The 18,323-nt window shown below is 43.5% G+C and carries 12 protein-coding genes; 10 read left to right on the top strand and 2 right to left on the bottom strand.

Annotation, left to right across the window (positions count from 1 at the left end; all coding sequences use genetic code 11):
• Nucleotides 1–218: 218 nt before the first annotated feature.
• From ES754_RS02115 to ES754_RS02155, 9 genes are all read left to right on the top strand, one after another.
• Nucleotides 219–1,490 carry an NRAMP family divalent metal transporter gene (locus tag ES754_RS02115; RefSeq protein ID WP_147221630.1) on the top strand — a complete coding sequence of 424 codons (1,272 nt, stop codon included), beginning with the start codon at nt 219–221 and terminating at the stop codon, nt 1,488–1,490.
• Nucleotides 1,491–1,853: 363 nt separating this feature from the next.
• Nucleotides 1,854–2,747, top strand: a complete 894-nt coding sequence (prpB, locus tag ES754_RS02120) for a methylisocitrate lyase (RefSeq protein WP_420825343.1) — start codon at nt 1,854–1,856, stop codon at nt 2,745–2,747.
• 151 nt (nt 2,748–2,898) lie between these two features.
• Nucleotides 2,899–4,026: a bifunctional 2-methylcitrate synthase/citrate synthase gene (gene prpC, locus ES754_RS02125; RefSeq protein ID WP_147221634.1), complete on the top strand. Its 1,128-nt coding sequence runs from the start codon at nt 2,899–2,901 to the stop codon at nt 4,024–4,026.
• Between the two features lie 466 nt (nt 4,027–4,492).
• Entirely contained in the window at nt 4,493–7,126 is a 2,634-nt protein-coding gene (acnD, locus tag ES754_RS02130; RefSeq protein ID WP_170231082.1) for a Fe/S-dependent 2-methylisocitrate dehydratase AcnD, read from the top strand.
• Nucleotides 7,127–7,275: 149 nt separating this feature from the next.
• Entirely contained in the window at nt 7,276–8,517 is a 1,242-nt protein-coding gene (gene prpF, locus ES754_RS02135) for a 2-methylaconitate cis-trans isomerase PrpF (RefSeq protein ID WP_147221638.1), read from the top strand.
• 210 nt (nt 8,518–8,727) lie between these two features.
• Nucleotides 8,728–10,608 (top strand): ABC transporter ATP-binding protein, encoded by a 1,881-nt coding sequence (locus ES754_RS02140; RefSeq protein ID WP_227677752.1) that lies wholly within the window; start codon nt 8,728–8,730, stop codon nt 10,606–10,608.
• A 123-nt stretch (nt 10,609–10,731) separates the two neighbouring features.
• Complete coding sequence (locus tag ES754_RS02145) at nt 10,732–11,331, top strand: GNAT family N-acetyltransferase (RefSeq protein ID WP_147221640.1); 600 nt, start codon at nt 10,732–10,734, stop codon at nt 11,329–11,331.
• Nucleotides 11,332–11,424: 93 nt separating this feature from the next.
• Nucleotides 11,425–11,988: a GNAT family N-acetyltransferase gene (locus ES754_RS02150; RefSeq protein WP_147221642.1), complete on the top strand. Its 564-nt coding sequence runs from the start codon at nt 11,425–11,427 to the stop codon at nt 11,986–11,988.
• 168 nt (nt 11,989–12,156) lie between these two features.
• Nucleotides 12,157–13,674 (top strand): bifunctional 2-methylcitrate dehydratase/aconitate hydratase, encoded by a 1,518-nt coding sequence (locus tag ES754_RS02155; RefSeq protein WP_147221643.1) that lies wholly within the window; start codon nt 12,157–12,159, stop codon nt 13,672–13,674.
• A gap of 54 nt (nt 13,675–13,728) precedes the next feature.
• Here ES754_RS02155 and ES754_RS02160 read toward each other — a convergent pair whose 3' ends face one another.
• Nucleotides 13,729–14,499, bottom strand: a complete 771-nt coding sequence (locus ES754_RS02160; RefSeq protein WP_228267749.1) for an SDR family oxidoreductase — start codon at nt 14,497–14,499, stop codon at nt 13,729–13,731.
• Between the two features lie 242 nt (nt 14,500–14,741).
• Nucleotides 14,742–16,229: a nucleobase:cation symporter-2 family protein gene (locus ES754_RS02165; RefSeq protein ID WP_147221645.1), complete on the bottom strand. Its 1,488-nt coding sequence runs from the start codon at nt 16,227–16,229 to the stop codon at nt 14,742–14,744.
• 688 nt (nt 16,230–16,917) lie between these two features.
• On the opposite strand from ES754_RS02165, the gene ES754_RS02170 reads away from it, so the two are divergent.
• The gene (locus ES754_RS02170; RefSeq protein ID WP_147221647.1) at nt 16,918–18,315 is read left to right on the top strand and encodes a DUF2868 domain-containing protein; all 1,398 of its coding nucleotides are present in this window, start codon (nt 16,918–16,920) and stop codon (nt 18,313–18,315) included.
• The last annotated feature ends 8 nt before the right edge of the window (nt 18,316–18,323 follow it).

The raw sequence follows: 18,323 nt of genomic DNA on the forward strand, positions 1-18,323 counted from the left end.
ACTTATATGAGGTTGCTTATTAAGCGAAGCTAGAAAGTAAATTTGACTCTTAACCTTCTATTGGCATTTGCAATAAAAATAATCATTATCGCGAATTGAATAAGGTATGTTACAGTCATCGGCTATTTTTCAGCATCCCTAGACGTTGCTGTACTGGTAACTGGCAGCGCACCACAGGTCAAGTGGTGAGTGACTGCTTTAACTATTTTGAGGTACTCATGACCGCACAACGAATCGATAACTCTGAAAGCACTGCGGCCCAAGAAGGCTTCAGTTGGCGCATCTTTGGCCCCGGAATCTTAATGGCAACTGCAGCTATCGGTGGCTCACACCTAATTTCATCGACGCAAGCTGGCGCGTTATATGGCTGGCAGTTGGCTATTATGATTATTTTAGCCAACGTCTTTAAATATCCGTTTTTTCGTTTCGGTACGGATTATGTCTACGATACTGGCGAGAGTCTAATTGCCGGTTACGCCAAACGCTCTAAAGCCTATCTTTGGGTATATTTTATTCTATCTGTCTTATCGGCAGTGATTAGTACCGGTGCAGTGTCGTTGATTGCTGCCGTAATTTTAGGCTTTATGCTGCCCGCCTCTATCGGACTGTCAACTATTACGCTGGCATTGATAGTCACTGGAGTCTGTTGGGTATTTCTGATAGCTGGTCATTACAAGCTGCTCGATGGGTTGACGAAGTGGATTATGATTGCGCTGACTACCGCGACCGTTGCTGCAGTAGTGATTGCTGCCGGTAAACCTACGGTTATGACGGTGGACTTTGTTGCGGCTTCCCCTTGGAATTTAGCCACTTTGGGTTTCATTGTGGCGCTAATGGGCTGGATGCCCGCACCACTTGAGTTTGCTGCGATTACTTCGATGTGGACGTCAGCAAAAAGAAAGACCGACAATACGACCAAGCGTCAAGGTCTGCTCGATTTTAATGTAGGTTATTCAATATCTGCTATTTTGGCTTTATTCTTTCTAGCCTTAGGTGTGTTTGTACAGTATGGTTCAGGCCAAGAGATTCAAATCGCGGGTGGCGCTTATATTGACCAGCTCATCAGCATGTATACCAACACCATTGGCGAATGGTCAAGACTGCTGGTCGCCTTCGTGGCCTTTATGTGTATGTTTGGCACCACGATTACTTGTGCGGACGGTTATGGCCGTGCCAACGCTGAGTGCTGGCGCTTACTTAAAGGTCAAGACGAGATTAATAAAAAACAAATCGCCTTTTGGACGACTTATGCCATTGGTGGCGGTCTCGTGATTATCAGCTTCTTTGCTGGACAATTGGGCTCTATGCTTAAGTTTGCGATGATATCCGCTTTTGTCTCTGCGCCTATCTTTGGTTGGTTGAACTACTCGCTCGTAAAAAACCATCAAAAGCTTTCCCCAGGTATGAATGCGCTATCGATTGCTGGCTTGATATTTCTAGGCGGCTTTGCTTTATTGTTCCTAGCCAATCTTGCCGGCCTATTTGGCTAAGTGTTTACTCAAAATAAAAAACTTTAATAACACCTATCACTATAAACCTCCCTTAGCTTAGCTATCGGAGGTTTTTTATTAGCTGTACCTATAAATAGGCTTAAGTGTAACTAAAAATGTCAAAGGAGCTATCTTAGAGCTGTTTGGTTTTACCAATATGAATAATAGATAGAACAAAACTACGAATTATGGATAATACTATTCATTATATGAATGAGTTTAGAGTAAGTAATTAGTAAAGTTAGTATTACTAATCTATAAGAACTATTATGGCTTTGCTATCAATGATAATTGCGTGTACTTTAAGATAATACTTATCAAATTAATAATTTACATATTAGGCATAAGGATTATCGCATGACCATGACATCAGGATCAGCTGGCGCTCGCTTTCGCAGTGCAATCAAACAAAAAAACGATAATAAGCAACCCTTACAAATCGTTGGCGCTATCAATGCCTATACCGCAATGATGGCAACGCAAGCTGGTCATCAAGCCTTATATCTTTCTGGTGCTGGCGTGGCAAATGCCTCGTTTGGTCTGCCAGACCTTGGCATGACCAGCCTTGATAATGTCTTAGAAGATGCCCGCCGTATTACCGATGCCGTTGATACACCATTATTGGTTGATATCGATACTGGCTTTGGTGGCGCGTTTAATATTGCTCAAACCATCCGTAAAATGGAAAAAGCCGGTGTTGCTGCCGTACATATTGAAGACCAAGTCGCGCAAAAGCGTTGCGGTCATCGCCCAAATAAAGAAATCGTTAGTATCTCTGAGATGGTAGATCGCCTAAAAGCGGCTCTTGATGCCAAAGTTGATAGCGACTTTGTGGTCATGGCACGTACCGATGCACTCTCTGTTGAAGGTCTCGATGCGGCGGTTGAGCGTGCGGTTGCTTTTCAGGAAGCTGGCGCAGATATGATTTTTGCTGAAGCCTTAACCGATATCGAGATGTATCGTAAATTTACTGATGTGCTTGATATCCCCGTACTCGCGAACATGACTGAATTCGGTCAGACTGACCTTTATAGTACTGAGCAGCTGCAGGGGGTGGGTGTCGATATGGTGCTTTATCCATTATCCGCATTCCGTGCGATGAATAAAGCCGCGCTCAATGTTTATCAACATATTTTACAAGATGGCACCCAAGAAAAAGTTGTTGATACCATGCAAACCCGCATGGAGCTCTATGATTTCTTGAACTATCACGAGTTTGAGCAGACGCTAGATAAGCTGTTTGCTGATAACAAATAAAGCCCTATTTACAACAGTCGTTCAAGTACAGCATTAAAGCTTAAAGCGTTGGCTTTGTCATAGATGACTACAAACAGCGCTTTATTTAAAAACCATCAATACCGTGCAACACTTCTTATCTAACCAAAGCTACCAACAAAAGGAATTCATCATGGCAGGACAAAAGGAACTTTCAGGCGCAGGTCTACGCGGTCAAGTCGCTGGCAAGACGGCTTTATCTACCGTTGGCAAATCAGGCTCAGGTCTGACTTACCGTGGTTATGATGTATCAGAGCTGGCAGACAAATGCATTTTTGAAGAAGTGGCGTATATGTTGCTATACGGCAACTTGCCTACCCAAAGCGAGCTTGATGCTTATCAAACCAAACTTAAAGGTTTACGTGGTTTACCACAGCCGCTAAAAGAAGTGCTTGAGCGCATCCCTGCTGAAGCGCATCCGATGGACGTATTGCGTACTGGTTGCTCTATGCTCGGCAACCTTGAGACCGAAATGAGTTTCGATGAAGAAAATGACCAAGCGGATCGTATGCTTGCGGCATTCCCATCAATCATTAACTATTGGTATCGCTTTACACATGATAACGTGCGTATCGAAACCGAAACTGATGATGAAACTATCGGTGGACACTTCTTGCATCTGCTAAAAGGCGAAAAACCAAACGAGCTGCATACCAAAGTTATGAACGTATCGCTTATTCTTTATGCCGAGCATGAGTTCAACGCCTCAACCTTTACTGCGCGTGTTTGTGCCTCTACGCTATCTGATATCCATTCTTGTATCACTGGTGCGATTGGCTCATTACGCGGTCATTTGCATGGCGGTGCGAACGAAGCAGCGATGGATATGATTGAAGGCTTTAGCTCTCCTGATGAAGCTGAAAAAGAAATGATGGCGATGCTGGCTCGTAAAGATAAAATCATGGGCTTTGGTCATGCGATCTATAGCGAATCTGACCCACGTAACATCGTGATCAAAGGTTGGGCTGAAAAACTGGCTGCTGACGTTGGCGATGATGTACTTTACCCAGTATCAGTACGCTGTGAAGAAGTCATGTGGCGCGAAAAGAAACTGTTCTGTAATGCAGACTTTTTCCATGCGTCAGCTTATCACTTCATGGGTATTCCGACTAAGCTGTTCACGCCAATCTTTGTATGTTCACGTCTGACAGGTTGGGCGGCTCACGTATTCGAGCAACGTGCTAACAACCGTATCATTCGCCCAAGCGCGGAATATACGGGTGAAGAATTGCGTTCAGTACCAGAGATAAGTGCGCGTTAATTTTTTTAATACGGATAAAGTTACAGGTAATCATGACCAAAGATCATAGGCTCTTGCCAAAAAAACATCGAAGTGGCGTGATGTTGCAGGTGAGCTGGCAGGAAGTGTGCTCAATGAAGCACTTCTTCCCCTCATTGCTACATTACCTTTCGTCGCTATTGCTTGGATATGGATAGTGTGGGGGTCAGTTTGGCTTGTGTTACCTGTAATATTTCTGATAGCTATATTTTTAATTTGGCTATTTAAAAAACTTAAAGGTACTCAACTAAGTCTTGTAGGGTGCGTTCTACACCTGATTGTTTATTTACATCAAAAGTTATCCAGTTCATTTAGCAAAACTTGCCCGCATGATTAAAAAAATAGTAATGCTGATAGTTTTGCTAAGTGAACTCCTATTTCTATGTAACCCACATTCCAACCAGCCAATAGCCAAAGGTGACTCATGGACAACGCCCTAGTACAGCCAATGAATGAACAATTCAAAAAACCACTGCCCGATACCGACCTATATTACTTTGATACCCGCGAAGCAGTCGAGAATATCGAAGCTGGCGCGTATGACAAACTACCGTTTTGCTCAAAAGTATTATGTGAAAACTTGGTGCGTCGTTGTCCACCGGAAGACTTAACGGCGGCGTTAGAGCAGCATATCTATGGCAAACAAGATTTAGATTTTCCTTGGTACCCTGCCCGTGTCGTTTGTCATGATATCTTAGGTCAAACAGCCTTTGTTGACTTGGCTGGTCTACGTGATGCCATAGCTGAACAAGGTGGCGACCCCTCAAAAGTAAACCCCATTGTCCCTACCCAATTAATCGTTGACCATTCCTTAGCTGTTGAACATGCCGGCTTTGAAGAAAACGCTTTTGAGAAAAACCGTGCCATTGAAGAGCGCCGAAATGATGACCGTTTTCACTTTATCAATTGGTGCCAATACGCCTTTGATAACGTCAACGTCGTACCCCCCGGTAACGGCATCATGCATCAAATTAACTTAGAGAAAATGTCACCGGTTGTACAAGTAGCAAAAGGTAAAGACGGCTATAAAGTTGCTTTTGCTGATACCTTAGTCGGTACAGACAGCCATACGCCAATGGTTGATGCCCTAGGGGTTATCTCTATCGGTGTTGGTGGTTTAGAAGCTGAAAGCGTGATGTTGGGCAATCCTTCATATATGCGCTTACCGGATTTTGTTGGTGTAAAATTAAGTGGCAAATTACAAGAAGGGATTACTGGTACTGACTTAGTATTGGCAATGACTGAATTCTTGCGTGATGCAGGCGTAGTTTCTACCTATATTGAATTCTTTGGTGAAGGTGCGCGCAATCTAACCGTTGGCGACCGTGCCTCTATCTCTAATATGACCCCTGAATATGGCGCTACGGCAGCGATGTTCTATATCGATGAGCAAACCATTGATTATCTGCGCCTAACCGGTCGTAGCGAAGCCCAGATTAAATTAGTCGAGCAGTATGCTAAGCAAACTGGCCTATGGGCTGATGGCATGGAAACTGCCGTCTATGATCGCGTACTTGAATTTGACTTGTCAGCTGTTGTCCGTAACATGGCAGGTCCTTCACGTCCACATGCCCGCGTATCAACCACTGACTTGGTTGCTAAAGGTATTGCTCACGCTCCTGAAGATAAATTACCAGAACCAAAAGACGGCATGATGCCAGATGGTGCAGTGATTATCGCAGCGATTACCAGCTGTACTAACACTTCAAACCCACGCAATATGGTTGCAGCGGGCTTGGTTGCCCGTAATGCCAATGCAAAAGGGCTATTACGTAAACCTTGGGTAAAAACATCATTAGCCCCAGGTTCTAAAACGGTAAAAATGTACCTAGAAGAAGCGGGTTTGTTGTCTGAGCTACAAGAAATTGGCTTTGATGTGGTTGGCTTTGCTTGTACCACTTGTAATGGTATGAGTGGCGCGCTAGATCCTGATATCGAAAAAGAAATCATCGATAATGATTTATTTACCACTGCAGTGTTATCCGGTAACCGTAACTTTGATGGTCGTATCCATCCGTATGCCAAGCAAGCATTCTTAGCATCACCACCATTGGTTATCGCTTATGCTATCGCGGGTAACATTCGTTTTGATATTGAAAAAGATTCATTAGGCCAAGACCAAGATGGCAATGAAGTCTATCTAAAAGATATTTGGTTTGATGACGAAGAAGTCGATGCAATAGTCGCCAAAGCGGTGAAACCTGAACAATTCAACGCCGTCTATATCCCAATGTTTGATGAAGCCAAAAAAGATACGGGTAAAGCATTAAGCCCACTCTATAACTGGCGTGATCAAACCACTTATATCCGTCGCCCACCCTATTGGGAAGGTAAAATGGCAGCGATGAATAAGCTGACTGGTATGCGTCCATTAGCGGTATTGGGCGATAACATTACTACCGACCATTTATCCCCGTCGAACGCTATTTTGGGTGATTCAGCCGCTGGTGAATACCTTGATACGATGGGCTTGCCGTCTGAGGACTATAACTCATATGCCACTCATCGTGGTGATCACTTAACCGCTCAGCGTGCGACATTCGCCAATCCTAAGCTATTGAACGAGATGGTACGTGACGAGCAAGGTGAAGTTATCCAAGGCTCGCTGGCTCGCGTTGAACCCGAAGGTCAAGTCATGCGTATGTGGGAAGCGATTGAAACCTATATGAACCGCGAGCAACCCCTTATCATTATCGCAGGTGACGGCTATGGTCAAGGCTCAAGCCGTGACTGGGCTGCCAAAGGTGTACGTTTAGCGGGTGTTGAAGTAGTGGTTGCTGAAGATTTTGAGCGTATCCATCGTCAAAACTTAGTCGGTATGGGAGCGCTACCTTTGCAGTTTGAAAAAGGCGTTACGCGCAATACGCTTAATATCGACGGTACGGAAGTATTTGATGTCACCGGTGAAGTCTCTGCTGGCGGGTTGATGACTTTAGTGATTAACCGTACGGATGGCAGCAAAACGGAAGTGCCTATCATCTGCCGCTTAGATACTGCTGATGAAGTAAAAATGTATCATGCGGGCGGAATGCTGCAGCGCTTTGCCAAAGAGTTTATCGATGGTACGCTAGATATTGCTTAAAACGTCACAAAGATAATTAATAAAAAAGATAATTAATAAATAAAAGAGCCGATGGTATATAGAGTGTCTATATGGCATCGGCTCTTTTTCTACTTTAGTTATAAAGTTTCAATATCTACATGTCAATCTTATAAAAAGGAATTCTCATAATGACTAAACCAAAACCAACTTTCGCCCCGCAAATCTCCTTACCCGCCACCTATATGCGCGGTGGTACTTCAAAAGGCACGTTCTTTAAATTATCCGACTTACCAGAGCGTTGCCAAGTTGCAGGACAAGCACGTGACAATTTCTTATTACGAGTCGTTGGAAGCCCCGACCCTTATGGTAAGCAAATAGACGGCTTAGGTAATGGTAGCTCTAGCACGTCAAAGACGGTTATCTTATCTGAAGCTAAACAAGCAGACCATGATGTAAATTACCTGTTTGGCCAAGTCAATATCGCCAAACCTATGATCGATTGGGCGGGTAACTGCGGTAACTTAACCGCAGCAGTTGGCGCTTGTGCCATTAATATGGGCTTAGTTGATGCGCAAAAAGTAGCTGACAGTGCCACTAGCGGTATCTGTGAAGTACGTATTTGGCAGCAGAATATCAGCAAAACCATTATTGCGCATGTGCCTGTTTATCAAGACGCTCAAGGCGAACTACAAGTGCAAGAAACGGGCGATTTTGAACTCGACGGCGTAACTTTCCCAGCGGCTGAGGTGAAAATTGAATTTATCGATCCGGTTGACTCCTCCAGTGCTATGTTCCCTACTGGCAATTTAATTGATGATTTTGAGGTATCCGGTTGTGGCTTACAGACTGATAGCATCAAAGCAACCTTTATTAGTGCCGGTATCCCAACCATCTTTTTAAATGCAAAAGACTTAGGCTTTACCGGTACGGAACTGCAAGGTGACATTAACAGCGATAGCGAAACCTTATCAAAGCTTGAAAAAATCCGTGCCAAAGGTGGTGTGGCGATGGGGCTTTTTAAAGACGAGTCTGATGCGCAAACCAGTCAGCATATGCCAAAACTGGCATGGGTAGCACCGGCAGCAAGCTATACCGCATCGAGTGGTAGCAAAGTATCTGTGGATGATATAGATTTAGTCGTGCGCGCTATGAGTATGGGACAGTTGCATCATGCTATGATGGGCACAGCAGCAGTTGCGATTGCCGCTGCAGCGACGACGCAAGGTACGTTAGTTAATACTGTTTCTCAAAAGCAAGCAGGTGGCGGTGAGCTTAACGAGGTGCGTTTTGGTCATCCCTCAGGCACACTATTAGTTGGTGGTAAAACTGAACAAGTCGATGGACGCTGGCAAGCCAAAAAGGTATCGATGAGTCGCTCAGCGCGTCGTATAATGGTCGGTGAAGTTTTCGTCCCAGCGGATGCTTTTTAAATCTAGTACCAAACTCAAGAAAAATGGACTGCCTATATGCAGTCCATTTTTTATTTATAAAAGTAAGATTAGCTTTTGTGAATGGTATTATTCAATATTAGCAAGCAGCCACTGTATTTTGAGATAAAAGTGCAGGATAATACTATAATTAATAATTTTCTCTTTATTGACTCTGATTTTTGCCATTAACATTAAGACCAAAACCCTAGTATGCCAAAACCATCTAAGCTATCCAAACCGCCCCGCGTGTTATCAGACAATCCTTTTCTTAATACTGCGCCGATTGAAAAGACCGAACGGCGCGCGCTGCTGTGGAATATCCTCAAAAAACTAGCCGTATTTGCCGCGCCTTATAAAACCTTAATCATTGCTACCCTGATTTTAACGGTGCTCGGCTCCTTTACTGCACAGGTTAATGCCTTTGTACTGCGCTATACTGTCGATACTTTAACTGAGATTGCAGCCCTTGCCGACCCTTGGCAGGCAGGTTGGCGCATGCTCGGTATTATTAGCGCTATTCTTTTGACCAAAGAAATATTATCGATATTTATCTCTTTTGGCCAGCGCTACTTTGGTGAAAAAATTCGTATCAATCTCTCTCGGGATTTATCGCAGCGTATTATCGAGCGTATTTTGACTTATCGTATGGCGTTTTATACGGATAGTAAGAACGATAGCGGTAAGTTGCAGACCCGTATTGATTATGGCGTCAGCAGTCTGACCAGCTTAGTGCAAAACTTTTTTATCGATATGTTGCCGCTGTTTGCTAGTGCTATTGTATCGCTGATTATTATGTTTTCGACTAACTTTTGGATTGGTCTAGTCGGCCTTATCATCATACCGATTTACTTTTTCATCAGTCAAAGACAAGCGCGACGCCTGCAAGGTTTTCGTCGGCAGATGCGCGGCTTTAGAGAGGCCAAAAGCGGCCTCGTGATCTCGCTTATTAATTCAGTAAGTGTGGTCAAATCATTCGTCCGTGAGTCGATTGAAGCGGATAAGCATTTAAAGATTCAAAAAGAGATGACTGAAAATCAGCTACGCATTCGCAGTATTGGCTTTATTTATGATGCGGTAAAAACCTTTATTGAGCAGATCGGCATCGTGGTTATCATCGTACTAACGGCCTACTTTGTATTAAAAGGTGAGATGACAATCGGCATGGTTTTGTTTCATGTGTTACTGTTTCAAAACGTCGCCGCCCCTATTCGCCAATTACACCGTATCTATGATCAAATTAATAACGCTTTGACCTATGCTGAAGGCTTTTTTGAGATTTTAGAAGATGACGCGCAAGTTGAAAACATAGACGGTATCAGTAGCGCAAATCTACAAGGCCATATCGAGCTTAAAAATGTAGACTTTACTTATCCGAACGGCACAAAAGCTTTAGAAGACGTCAGCTTTACTATCAAGCCTAATCGTATAACTGCGTTGGTCGGCCTCTCTGGCGCTGGCAAGAGCACGATTATCAGTTTATTAGTAAAATTCTATCAGCCAGACTCAGGTACGATATGTTTAGATGGTCACGACCTACAAGATTGCGATACCCATGAATTGCGCCAGCGTATTGGACTCGTGCTACAAAGCAATCATATTTTCTCAGGGACGATCAGTGAAAATATCCGCTATGGGGATATGTATGCCAGTGATGATGATATTATTATTGCTGCCAAAAAAGCCTCTATTCACGAGCAAATTTTGGCTCTACCTAATGGCTACGAGAGCGAGGCAAAATCGTTATCAGGCGGTCAGCAGCAGCGTATTGCTTTGGCACGAATGTTTTTAAAAGATCCGCCGATTGTGTTTTTGGACGAACCGACCGCAAGCCTGGATGCGATTGCCAGTCAGCAGATTAAAAAAAGCCTTGATCTCATTAAAAAAGACCGCACGGTGATTATCGTCTCACACAATATTGCCCAAATTATTGATGCTGATGATTTAGTCGTGATAGAAAACGGCCGCGTGGTTGAGACGGGCACGCATGAAGAGCTGTATGCGCAACATGGCAAGTATTTTGAGATATTTAACGCCATGTCCGATAGTTTAAACTTAGATAAAATCAGCCAAACCTTATCTATCAACTCTTAAAGGGTTAATGAGCGCTTAAAAGGGGTTGAGATGTGTAAATATAGTTGCAATCCATTTACTATGCCCTATCTAATCACTATCAATTTATCTAATTCCTATTAAGTCGCTAAAAGCTGTCTAACTATGACCTGTGAATTTTCTTTAAAAACGTTCGATGAGCTGACCTCCGTTGATCTTTATCATATTTTAAAAGCGCGCTCGCAAGTATTTGTGGTCGAGCAAAACTGCGCTTATCAAGATATTGATGAAGTGGATTTTGATTGTCTGCATTTGGTCGCTCATAAAAATGAGAAACTTATTGGGTACTGCCGAATCATTGCGCCTAAATTTAATACAGTTAAGTCTAAGCCGTACAATTCAGCGAACGCTTCAGGGGTCATGCCGGCAATTGGCAGAGTGTTGGTATTGCCAGAGTATCGCGGTAGCGGCTTAGCACGCCAAATTATGACGCAAGCCATTAAATATTGCCGTAAACAATATGGTAAAAAGCCCATTGCCATCTCAGCACAAACTTATTTAATCCGTTTCTACGAATCGCTCGGGTTTGTCCCTAATAGTGAGTTTTATCTGGAGGATGGTCTTGAACATGTCGATATGATTTTGCATCTACGCAAAAAAGTTAAAGCAACCTCTCCCCGCTCAGGTTCAGCAAAAATTCTAACGAATCTACTTATAGTACTTGTTCTGTTGTTTATCGCCGGCTTGGCTTATTTAACGCTATAACGGGGTTTACTAAACATTGTTTTTACTGAGATGCTTTGTAGGCAGAATGGAATAACAGACGCAACCCCATAAAATATAGGGAAAATTCAACACATGTCCTTCAAAACAATGCCAAGTACGACCACACAGAATAAAAAATCTGTCTCTTTGTCAGCATCAGCACTACCATTAGTATCAGTTGCCTGGCAACTAACGAGTTTCGCTGAGCTGAGCCCCTATCAAATCTATACCATCATTCAAGCACGCGAACAGGTTTTTGTAAAAGACCAGCACTGCATTTATATCGATGCCGATGGCCTTGATTTTGAAGCGATGCATTTATCAGCCTATAACGACGATGCTAATACCAATACTGATAATAATGACAATCCTCAGCTACTGGCCTATTGCCGGATACTGGTGCCAAGTACGGCACAAGGCTATCCGCGTATCGGTCGGGTATTGGTATTGGCTGATTATCGTGGTCATGGGCTGGCACGTGAGCTGATGATACAAGCTATTGAGTATTGTCATAACCAATTTCCCAAGCAGCCCATTCATATATCAGCCCAGACTTATTTGATAGAATTTTATCAATCATTGGGGTTTGTCTGCGAAGGCGACGTTTATAGTGAGGAAGGTATTGAGCATATGCATATGGTTTTACCAGCCCCTTAAACGTAAAGTATTTACGCAATCTTCTTTTAAACCCTTGTTTTACACTATGTCACTATCGTTTCATATTGAGTATGCTACTTTTAATTATGCTAATCCTAATTAAGTTACTTTTTATAAATTAATGATAATTAATATGCATTATCAATACTCAAGGATGAGGAGACGATTATGTCTAGTGTAGATAGAGTCACCGTAGAGAGCAACGTGCGTCCAGAATATGATACAGAAATTCAAAAAATCGCTGATTATGTTCTCGATTATTCTATAGATAAGGATTCTGAAAATAGTGAAGATGCTTGGAATACGGCACGTTATTGTTTAATGGACACCCTGGGCTGTGGTCTACTGGCGTTACGCTTTCCCGAATGTACCAAGCATTTAGGCCCAACCTGTGCTGATCAAATTACTCTAAACGGTGCGCGCGTTCCTGGCACTTCCTATCGTCTTGATCCCATCAAAGCGGCCTTTGATATTGGCGCTATGGTACGCTGGCTTGACTATAATGACACGTGGCTGGCGGCAGAATGGGGACATCCGTCTGATAACTTGGGCGGTATTTTAGCCGTAGCCGACTATATCAGTCAGCAAAACATCAGCCAAGGCTATGCGCCACTCATTATGAAAGATGTGTTAGAGGCCATGATTATGGCACACGAAATCCAAGGGGTAATCGCGCTTGAGAACTCCTTTAACCGTGTCGGTCTCGATCATGTGTTTTTAGTTAAACTGGCATCAACTGCCGTCGTTGCTAAGCTATATGACCTACCACGTGAACGTATTATGGCTGCCATCTCGCAAGCGATCGTCGATGGACAAGCGCTGCGTACTTATCGGCACGCACCCAATGCTGGTAGCCGAAAATCATGGGCGGCAGGCGATGCCACCAGTCGTGCAGTACGCTTGGTAGATATTACCCGCCGTGGGGAGATGGGCATACCGGGGGCGCTAACGGCACCGCAGTGGGGGTTTTATGATGTGCTCTTCAGCCATACCAATGCAGATCTAGCCACTAAACCTGAGAATGAAAGACAATTTACCTTTCAGCGTGAGTTTGGCAGCTATGTGATGGAAAATATCTTATTTAAGCTCAGTTTTCCAGCAGAGTTCCATGCACAGACCGCATGTGAAGCAGCCGTTATTCTGCATCCCCGTATTGAAGACAATATTGATAACATCGAAAAAATTGTGATTAATACTCATGAATCAGCGATTCGTATTATCTCAAAAGAAGGCACCCTGGACAATCCTGCTGATCGCGACCACTGTTTGCAATATATGGTGGCTGTACCGTTGTTAACGGGTGATTTAATGGCTGAGAATTACGAAGATGACTATCACGCTCAGCATCATATCTTTATTGATGGGTTACGGCGCAAAATGGTAGTAGAAGAAGATCCGCACTATTCAAAAGACTACCATGACCCAGACAAGCGCTCGATTGCCAATGCCATTCAGATATTCTTTAAAGATGGCACCAGCACTGATAAAGTGGCAGTCGAATACCCTATCGGACATAAACGTCGACGCGCGGAAGGCATTCCGGTATTAGAAGCTAAGTTTCAGGCCAGTCTCGCCACTCGGTTTATTAGCAGTCGCTGTGATGAAATTGTTGCACTGTGTAATGACCAAGACCAATTAGAACAAACACCCGTCAATGAATTTATGGCGCTGTTTGTCACTAATTAGCTGATTAATTACATCTTTAAAATAACTTAAATTGATACTGTCAATAACGTGGGTTTACCACGGTATTGACTCCCCTGCCCAATCAACAAAGCTGCCGCTGTCTGTCGCACTTAGGCCTACCAATACTTCAAGCAAGCATTCTGCGCTATAGGCTGGTGTAAATAGATGACCTTCAGTCACATTCGCTTGAAAGGGTGCAGACAGTTGTGTATTCACAGTACCTGGCTGCATCACCACCACGCAAACATCTTTAAGCGCCCGTGCCCACTCAATGCTTAAGTTTTTCATACCCATATTGAGGGCAGCCTTGCTCATACGGTAACTGTACCAGCCACCCACTTGGTTATCACTAATACTACCTACCCGTGCTGATATCGTTGCAAAAATTGCTGGTTGCTCATTACTGCGTTCAGCCTTAGCCAGTAACGGCTTGATATGCTTTGCAATCAGAAGACCAGCCAGGGCATTGATTTGCATATTTTGTAGAAAGAAATCCGTACCAACTTGTCTGAGCGCTTTTTCAGGTTGTGCCGTTTCGGTATGCAATAGCCCTACGCAGTTAATGACCCAATCAAGGTGCGCGCTATGCTGCTTTATAATATCAGCACCCTGCTCAATACTGTCCTCGTCGCTGACATCCATTTGCAACCAATGCAAATTGTCCGCCTCAAAGTCAGGCACACTTCTATGATAGGTAGCAAAAACGCGAATATCGCTTTGCTCATTAGCGGTTGCAGTCACCAACTGTCTAACCATGGCTTGACCGATGCCGCCAGTACCGCCGATAATCAGATAGGTTTTGTTGTTCACACTGTTATTCGTCATACTGACTCCTTGTCGTAGTTCTTAAGTTCAATAATTGATATCAAATACAGTATTTTTCATTAATTTAGTATGGCTACTTTTCTGAATACTTACCAATTTATATTGTTGCAGCATTCGCTGATTTATCCTATTTTTTTAATCTGACTCTACTTTATTTTCGATAGAGAAAAGCCGCCTCATTGGGCGGCTAATACATCAAAAGCAAGTCTTTAGATTACCCTATATAAGGATAAGGAACATCGTTAATGTGCAGCTGGTTTTTCTACTTCTACCACTGGAACTTCATTGTGGTCTACGTCAAACAACTTACCTTCAGTAAAGTAATCGCCTTCAGTCAAATCTAAGATAACTACAGGGCGTACTGAACGGTCTTCAGTACCAGCAGCGAACACAGACTGATTCTCTGAGTTACCCGTTTTAAGATGGTTAAATAACAAGTTCAGTAGAATAGCCATAATCGCAGCAGAGCTGATACCTGAATGGAAAATAGTGGCGAACCAATCTGGGAACTGATCATAAAATGCAGGAGCCGCAATCGGTAACATACCAAAGCCGATAGAGGTCGCAACAATGATAAGGTTCATGTTGTTGGTGTAGCTAACTTGCGCCAAGGTGCGGATACCACTGGCTGCTACGGTACCAAACAGTACTATACCCGCGCCGCCAAGCACTGCAGTAGGAACGGCAGCAATAACGCGACCCATAACAGGCATCAAGCCTAGAACAACTAAGATGATACCGGCGTAAGCGACTACAAAACGGCTTTTAACACCGGTTACAGCAACCAAACCAACGTTTTGCGCAAAGGCACTTTGAGTGAAAGAGCCAAACATAGGAGCGATGATACTCGCCGCCATATCAGCACGTAGACCATCACCTAAGCGTTTTGAATCGATGTCGGTACCAATAATATCGCCAACAGCTAAAATATCCGCTGAGGTTTCTACTAAAATAACCAGCACTACAATGAACATAGAAATAATGGCGGCAAGCTCAAAGGTCGGCGCACCAAAATGGAATGGGCTAGGAAAGGCGAAGATAGATCCGGTCATAACGCCAGCGAAACTGACAAGGCCGAATGCCCAAGCGGCAATTGTGCCGATGACAATAGCAAGCAAAATGGATAAGCGACTAATAGCAGCATTACCAAGTTTACTTAGTAGTAATACGATTAACAAGGTAAAGCCGGCCAAACCAATATTGGTCACGCTACCGAAGTCAGGTGCACTTCTATTGCCACCCATTGCCCAACCTGCGGCCACTGGCATCAAGGTTAAGCCAATAGTGGTGATGACCGTACCTGTGACGAGCGGTGGAAAGAACCTAATAATCTTAGAGAAAAAGGGCGTTATTAGAAATCCGAGAATAGACGCTGCAATGACGGCACCAAATACAGAAGGTAGTCCGCCTCCTGAAGTCACAATCGCGACGACGGTCGCCACACTCGCAAAAGACACCCCTTGTACTAATGGCAGCTGAGAACCAAAGAACGGGACACCGATGGTCTGCAGCAAGGTCGCTAGGCCACCAATAAATAAAGACGCTGCAATCAATAAGCCGATTTCAGAAGGTCCCAGTCCAGCGGCCTGACCGACGATCAATGGAACGGCAATAATGCCACCATACATCGTAAGTACGTGTTGAAAGCCATAAGCAATATTAGCGCCAACGCCCAAGTTTTCATCTTCTGGTCGCTCGAACGTTGGATTAGAGGTGGATTTAATATCCATAGATAGGTGTGCTCCCTGCATGTTGTATTGTTAATGTATCCTAACTGATACACTTTGAATGATTTAGAACGATAGTAATCTAAAGTAACTTAAGTTTTACAATGACTGAGCCTATAGTTGTTGAATGAGAATGGTTTATTCACCATTTTCACTCTATCTACTAATGGTCTGTCCCTACTAAACATGTAAAAAGAAGCAGATGCCTCTTTTTTCTAAATTTTTTAAACATTATGTTAGCTATATTCACGATTAGATCATGCTTTCGCACTTATCTTATATTTCTTCGTAACTGAACAATTTCGTGAATTGAGGGTTAGCAGATGCAGGTGCATCAAAACCGTTTACTGCTATCATAATTAGTGTTTAATTAACAAGTTTTGACTTAACGAATGACTAATTATTTATTACTGTGCTTGTTTTAGTTATGCTGCGAAGCTGTTAACTTACTTTTAGGATAGCGTGTATTGATAATAACTGCCAGCGATTTTTTGACCATTTGGTCAGTTTTTAGGATAACCTATTAATTTATAACGACTTAATCTTAAAAAAACAACATTTATACTCCCGAATATAGCTGTATTATATAACATGTTCAGCATTATCCTTAAGCATGACCTTGTTTTTATTGAATTGCTCACTCATTTATCTTTTTTTATTTCACACTTTTTATACGGATGCATCGACCGCTATGTTATCTCCACAAGACCAACTGACTGAGTTGGTACGTACGCTTGAGAGCGAGCATCATATCTTTGCTACCGATCCGCTACTGGTCACTGAAAAGCTACAAGCAGAAGCCGGTACGCCACTCCAAAAGCTGCACAGGCGAGCATCGCGTATTGATAGCACTGGCGCGCTGGCACGCGTATTGGGCAAGATTGATGGTCGCATCAAAGGCATTATGACAGTGATGAGTGTCGTATGGTGTGTGTCAGGGTTTTTAGGGCTATTCACTTTACTACAGGCCAATGTGGTTAATTTCTTTTATGTGCTCGTCTGCCTGCTTGGTTTCCATACTATCATGTTGATAGGCTGGCTAGTATTAACAGTGATTAACCAAGGTAAGCAGTCTTCAAACTGGTTTGCAAGTTTTGTTAGTCCCAACCGTTTAATTCGCGGTAAAGATGATATCACCCAAGCGGCGGTTAGGCTGTATGAAGAACAACTTCAACATAGCGGCATGCGCTGGTACCTGGGACGATTTAGTCATCAGCTGTGGCTTGCGACTTTAACTGGCATGTTGTTTGCTATTATATTCTTATTAATTGTGCGTCAATATAGCTTTAGTTGGGAGTCGACACTGCTATCGGATGAGGCGCTGATTAGCCTCACCCACGTTTTAGGGTGGCTGCCCAGCATAGTAGGTTTTGATGTACCTGATAATGCCGCGATTGTACAGAGCCGCTTAGTCACTGATGCCCTGCCCCTATCCGTTGCTCGGCAGTGGGCAGGCTTGTTAATTGGTAGCCTACTGATGTATGGCATTGTGCCGCGGGCGATAGCGTGGGCGTTTTGTGCGCTGATGTTCCGCCGTAAAAAGATGCGCCTTGACATTAAATGGCCTTATTATCAGAAAATCATTAACTTTTGGCAGCGGCAAGTGATTGATGCCGACGACTTTACCGAAGTCGCTGCGCCAATCGCACCAAAAGCTACGGTTAGTGCTGGCAAAAAGCTAGTTGCTTTACTTGAATACCCTACTGATAATGACCAGTGGTGGCAGGCCGGTTTTGATGACAGTAATAATGATGAGGTGGAAGATTTTGGTATCGTTGATGATCGTGACGATGTGGCACGCTTAACGGCATATCTTATGCAACATCCGGTTCAGGTATTGCTTGGTATTCATAGTCAAGCGCTTCCTGATCGTGGCACGCTACGTAAGCTTGATCAAATCGCTAACTATGCCAAACACGGTCTTATTGTGCAACTACTAAGCCAAGAGAATAACGACCGCCCTACTCCCAATATTTCTAATACGCCACAACAAACTGTCCGCCACCAGCAATGGCAAACGGCGCTTGCTGCACGGAAAATCGGCTTGGTAGACAATACTGTGAATAACAAGTCGCTTGTTAATAAATAACTTTTTAA

The sequence above is a fragment of the Psychrobacter frigidicola genome, assembly GCF_007997305.1.
Taxonomy (GTDB): domain Bacteria; phylum Pseudomonadota; class Gammaproteobacteria; order Pseudomonadales; family Moraxellaceae; genus Psychrobacter; species Psychrobacter frigidicola.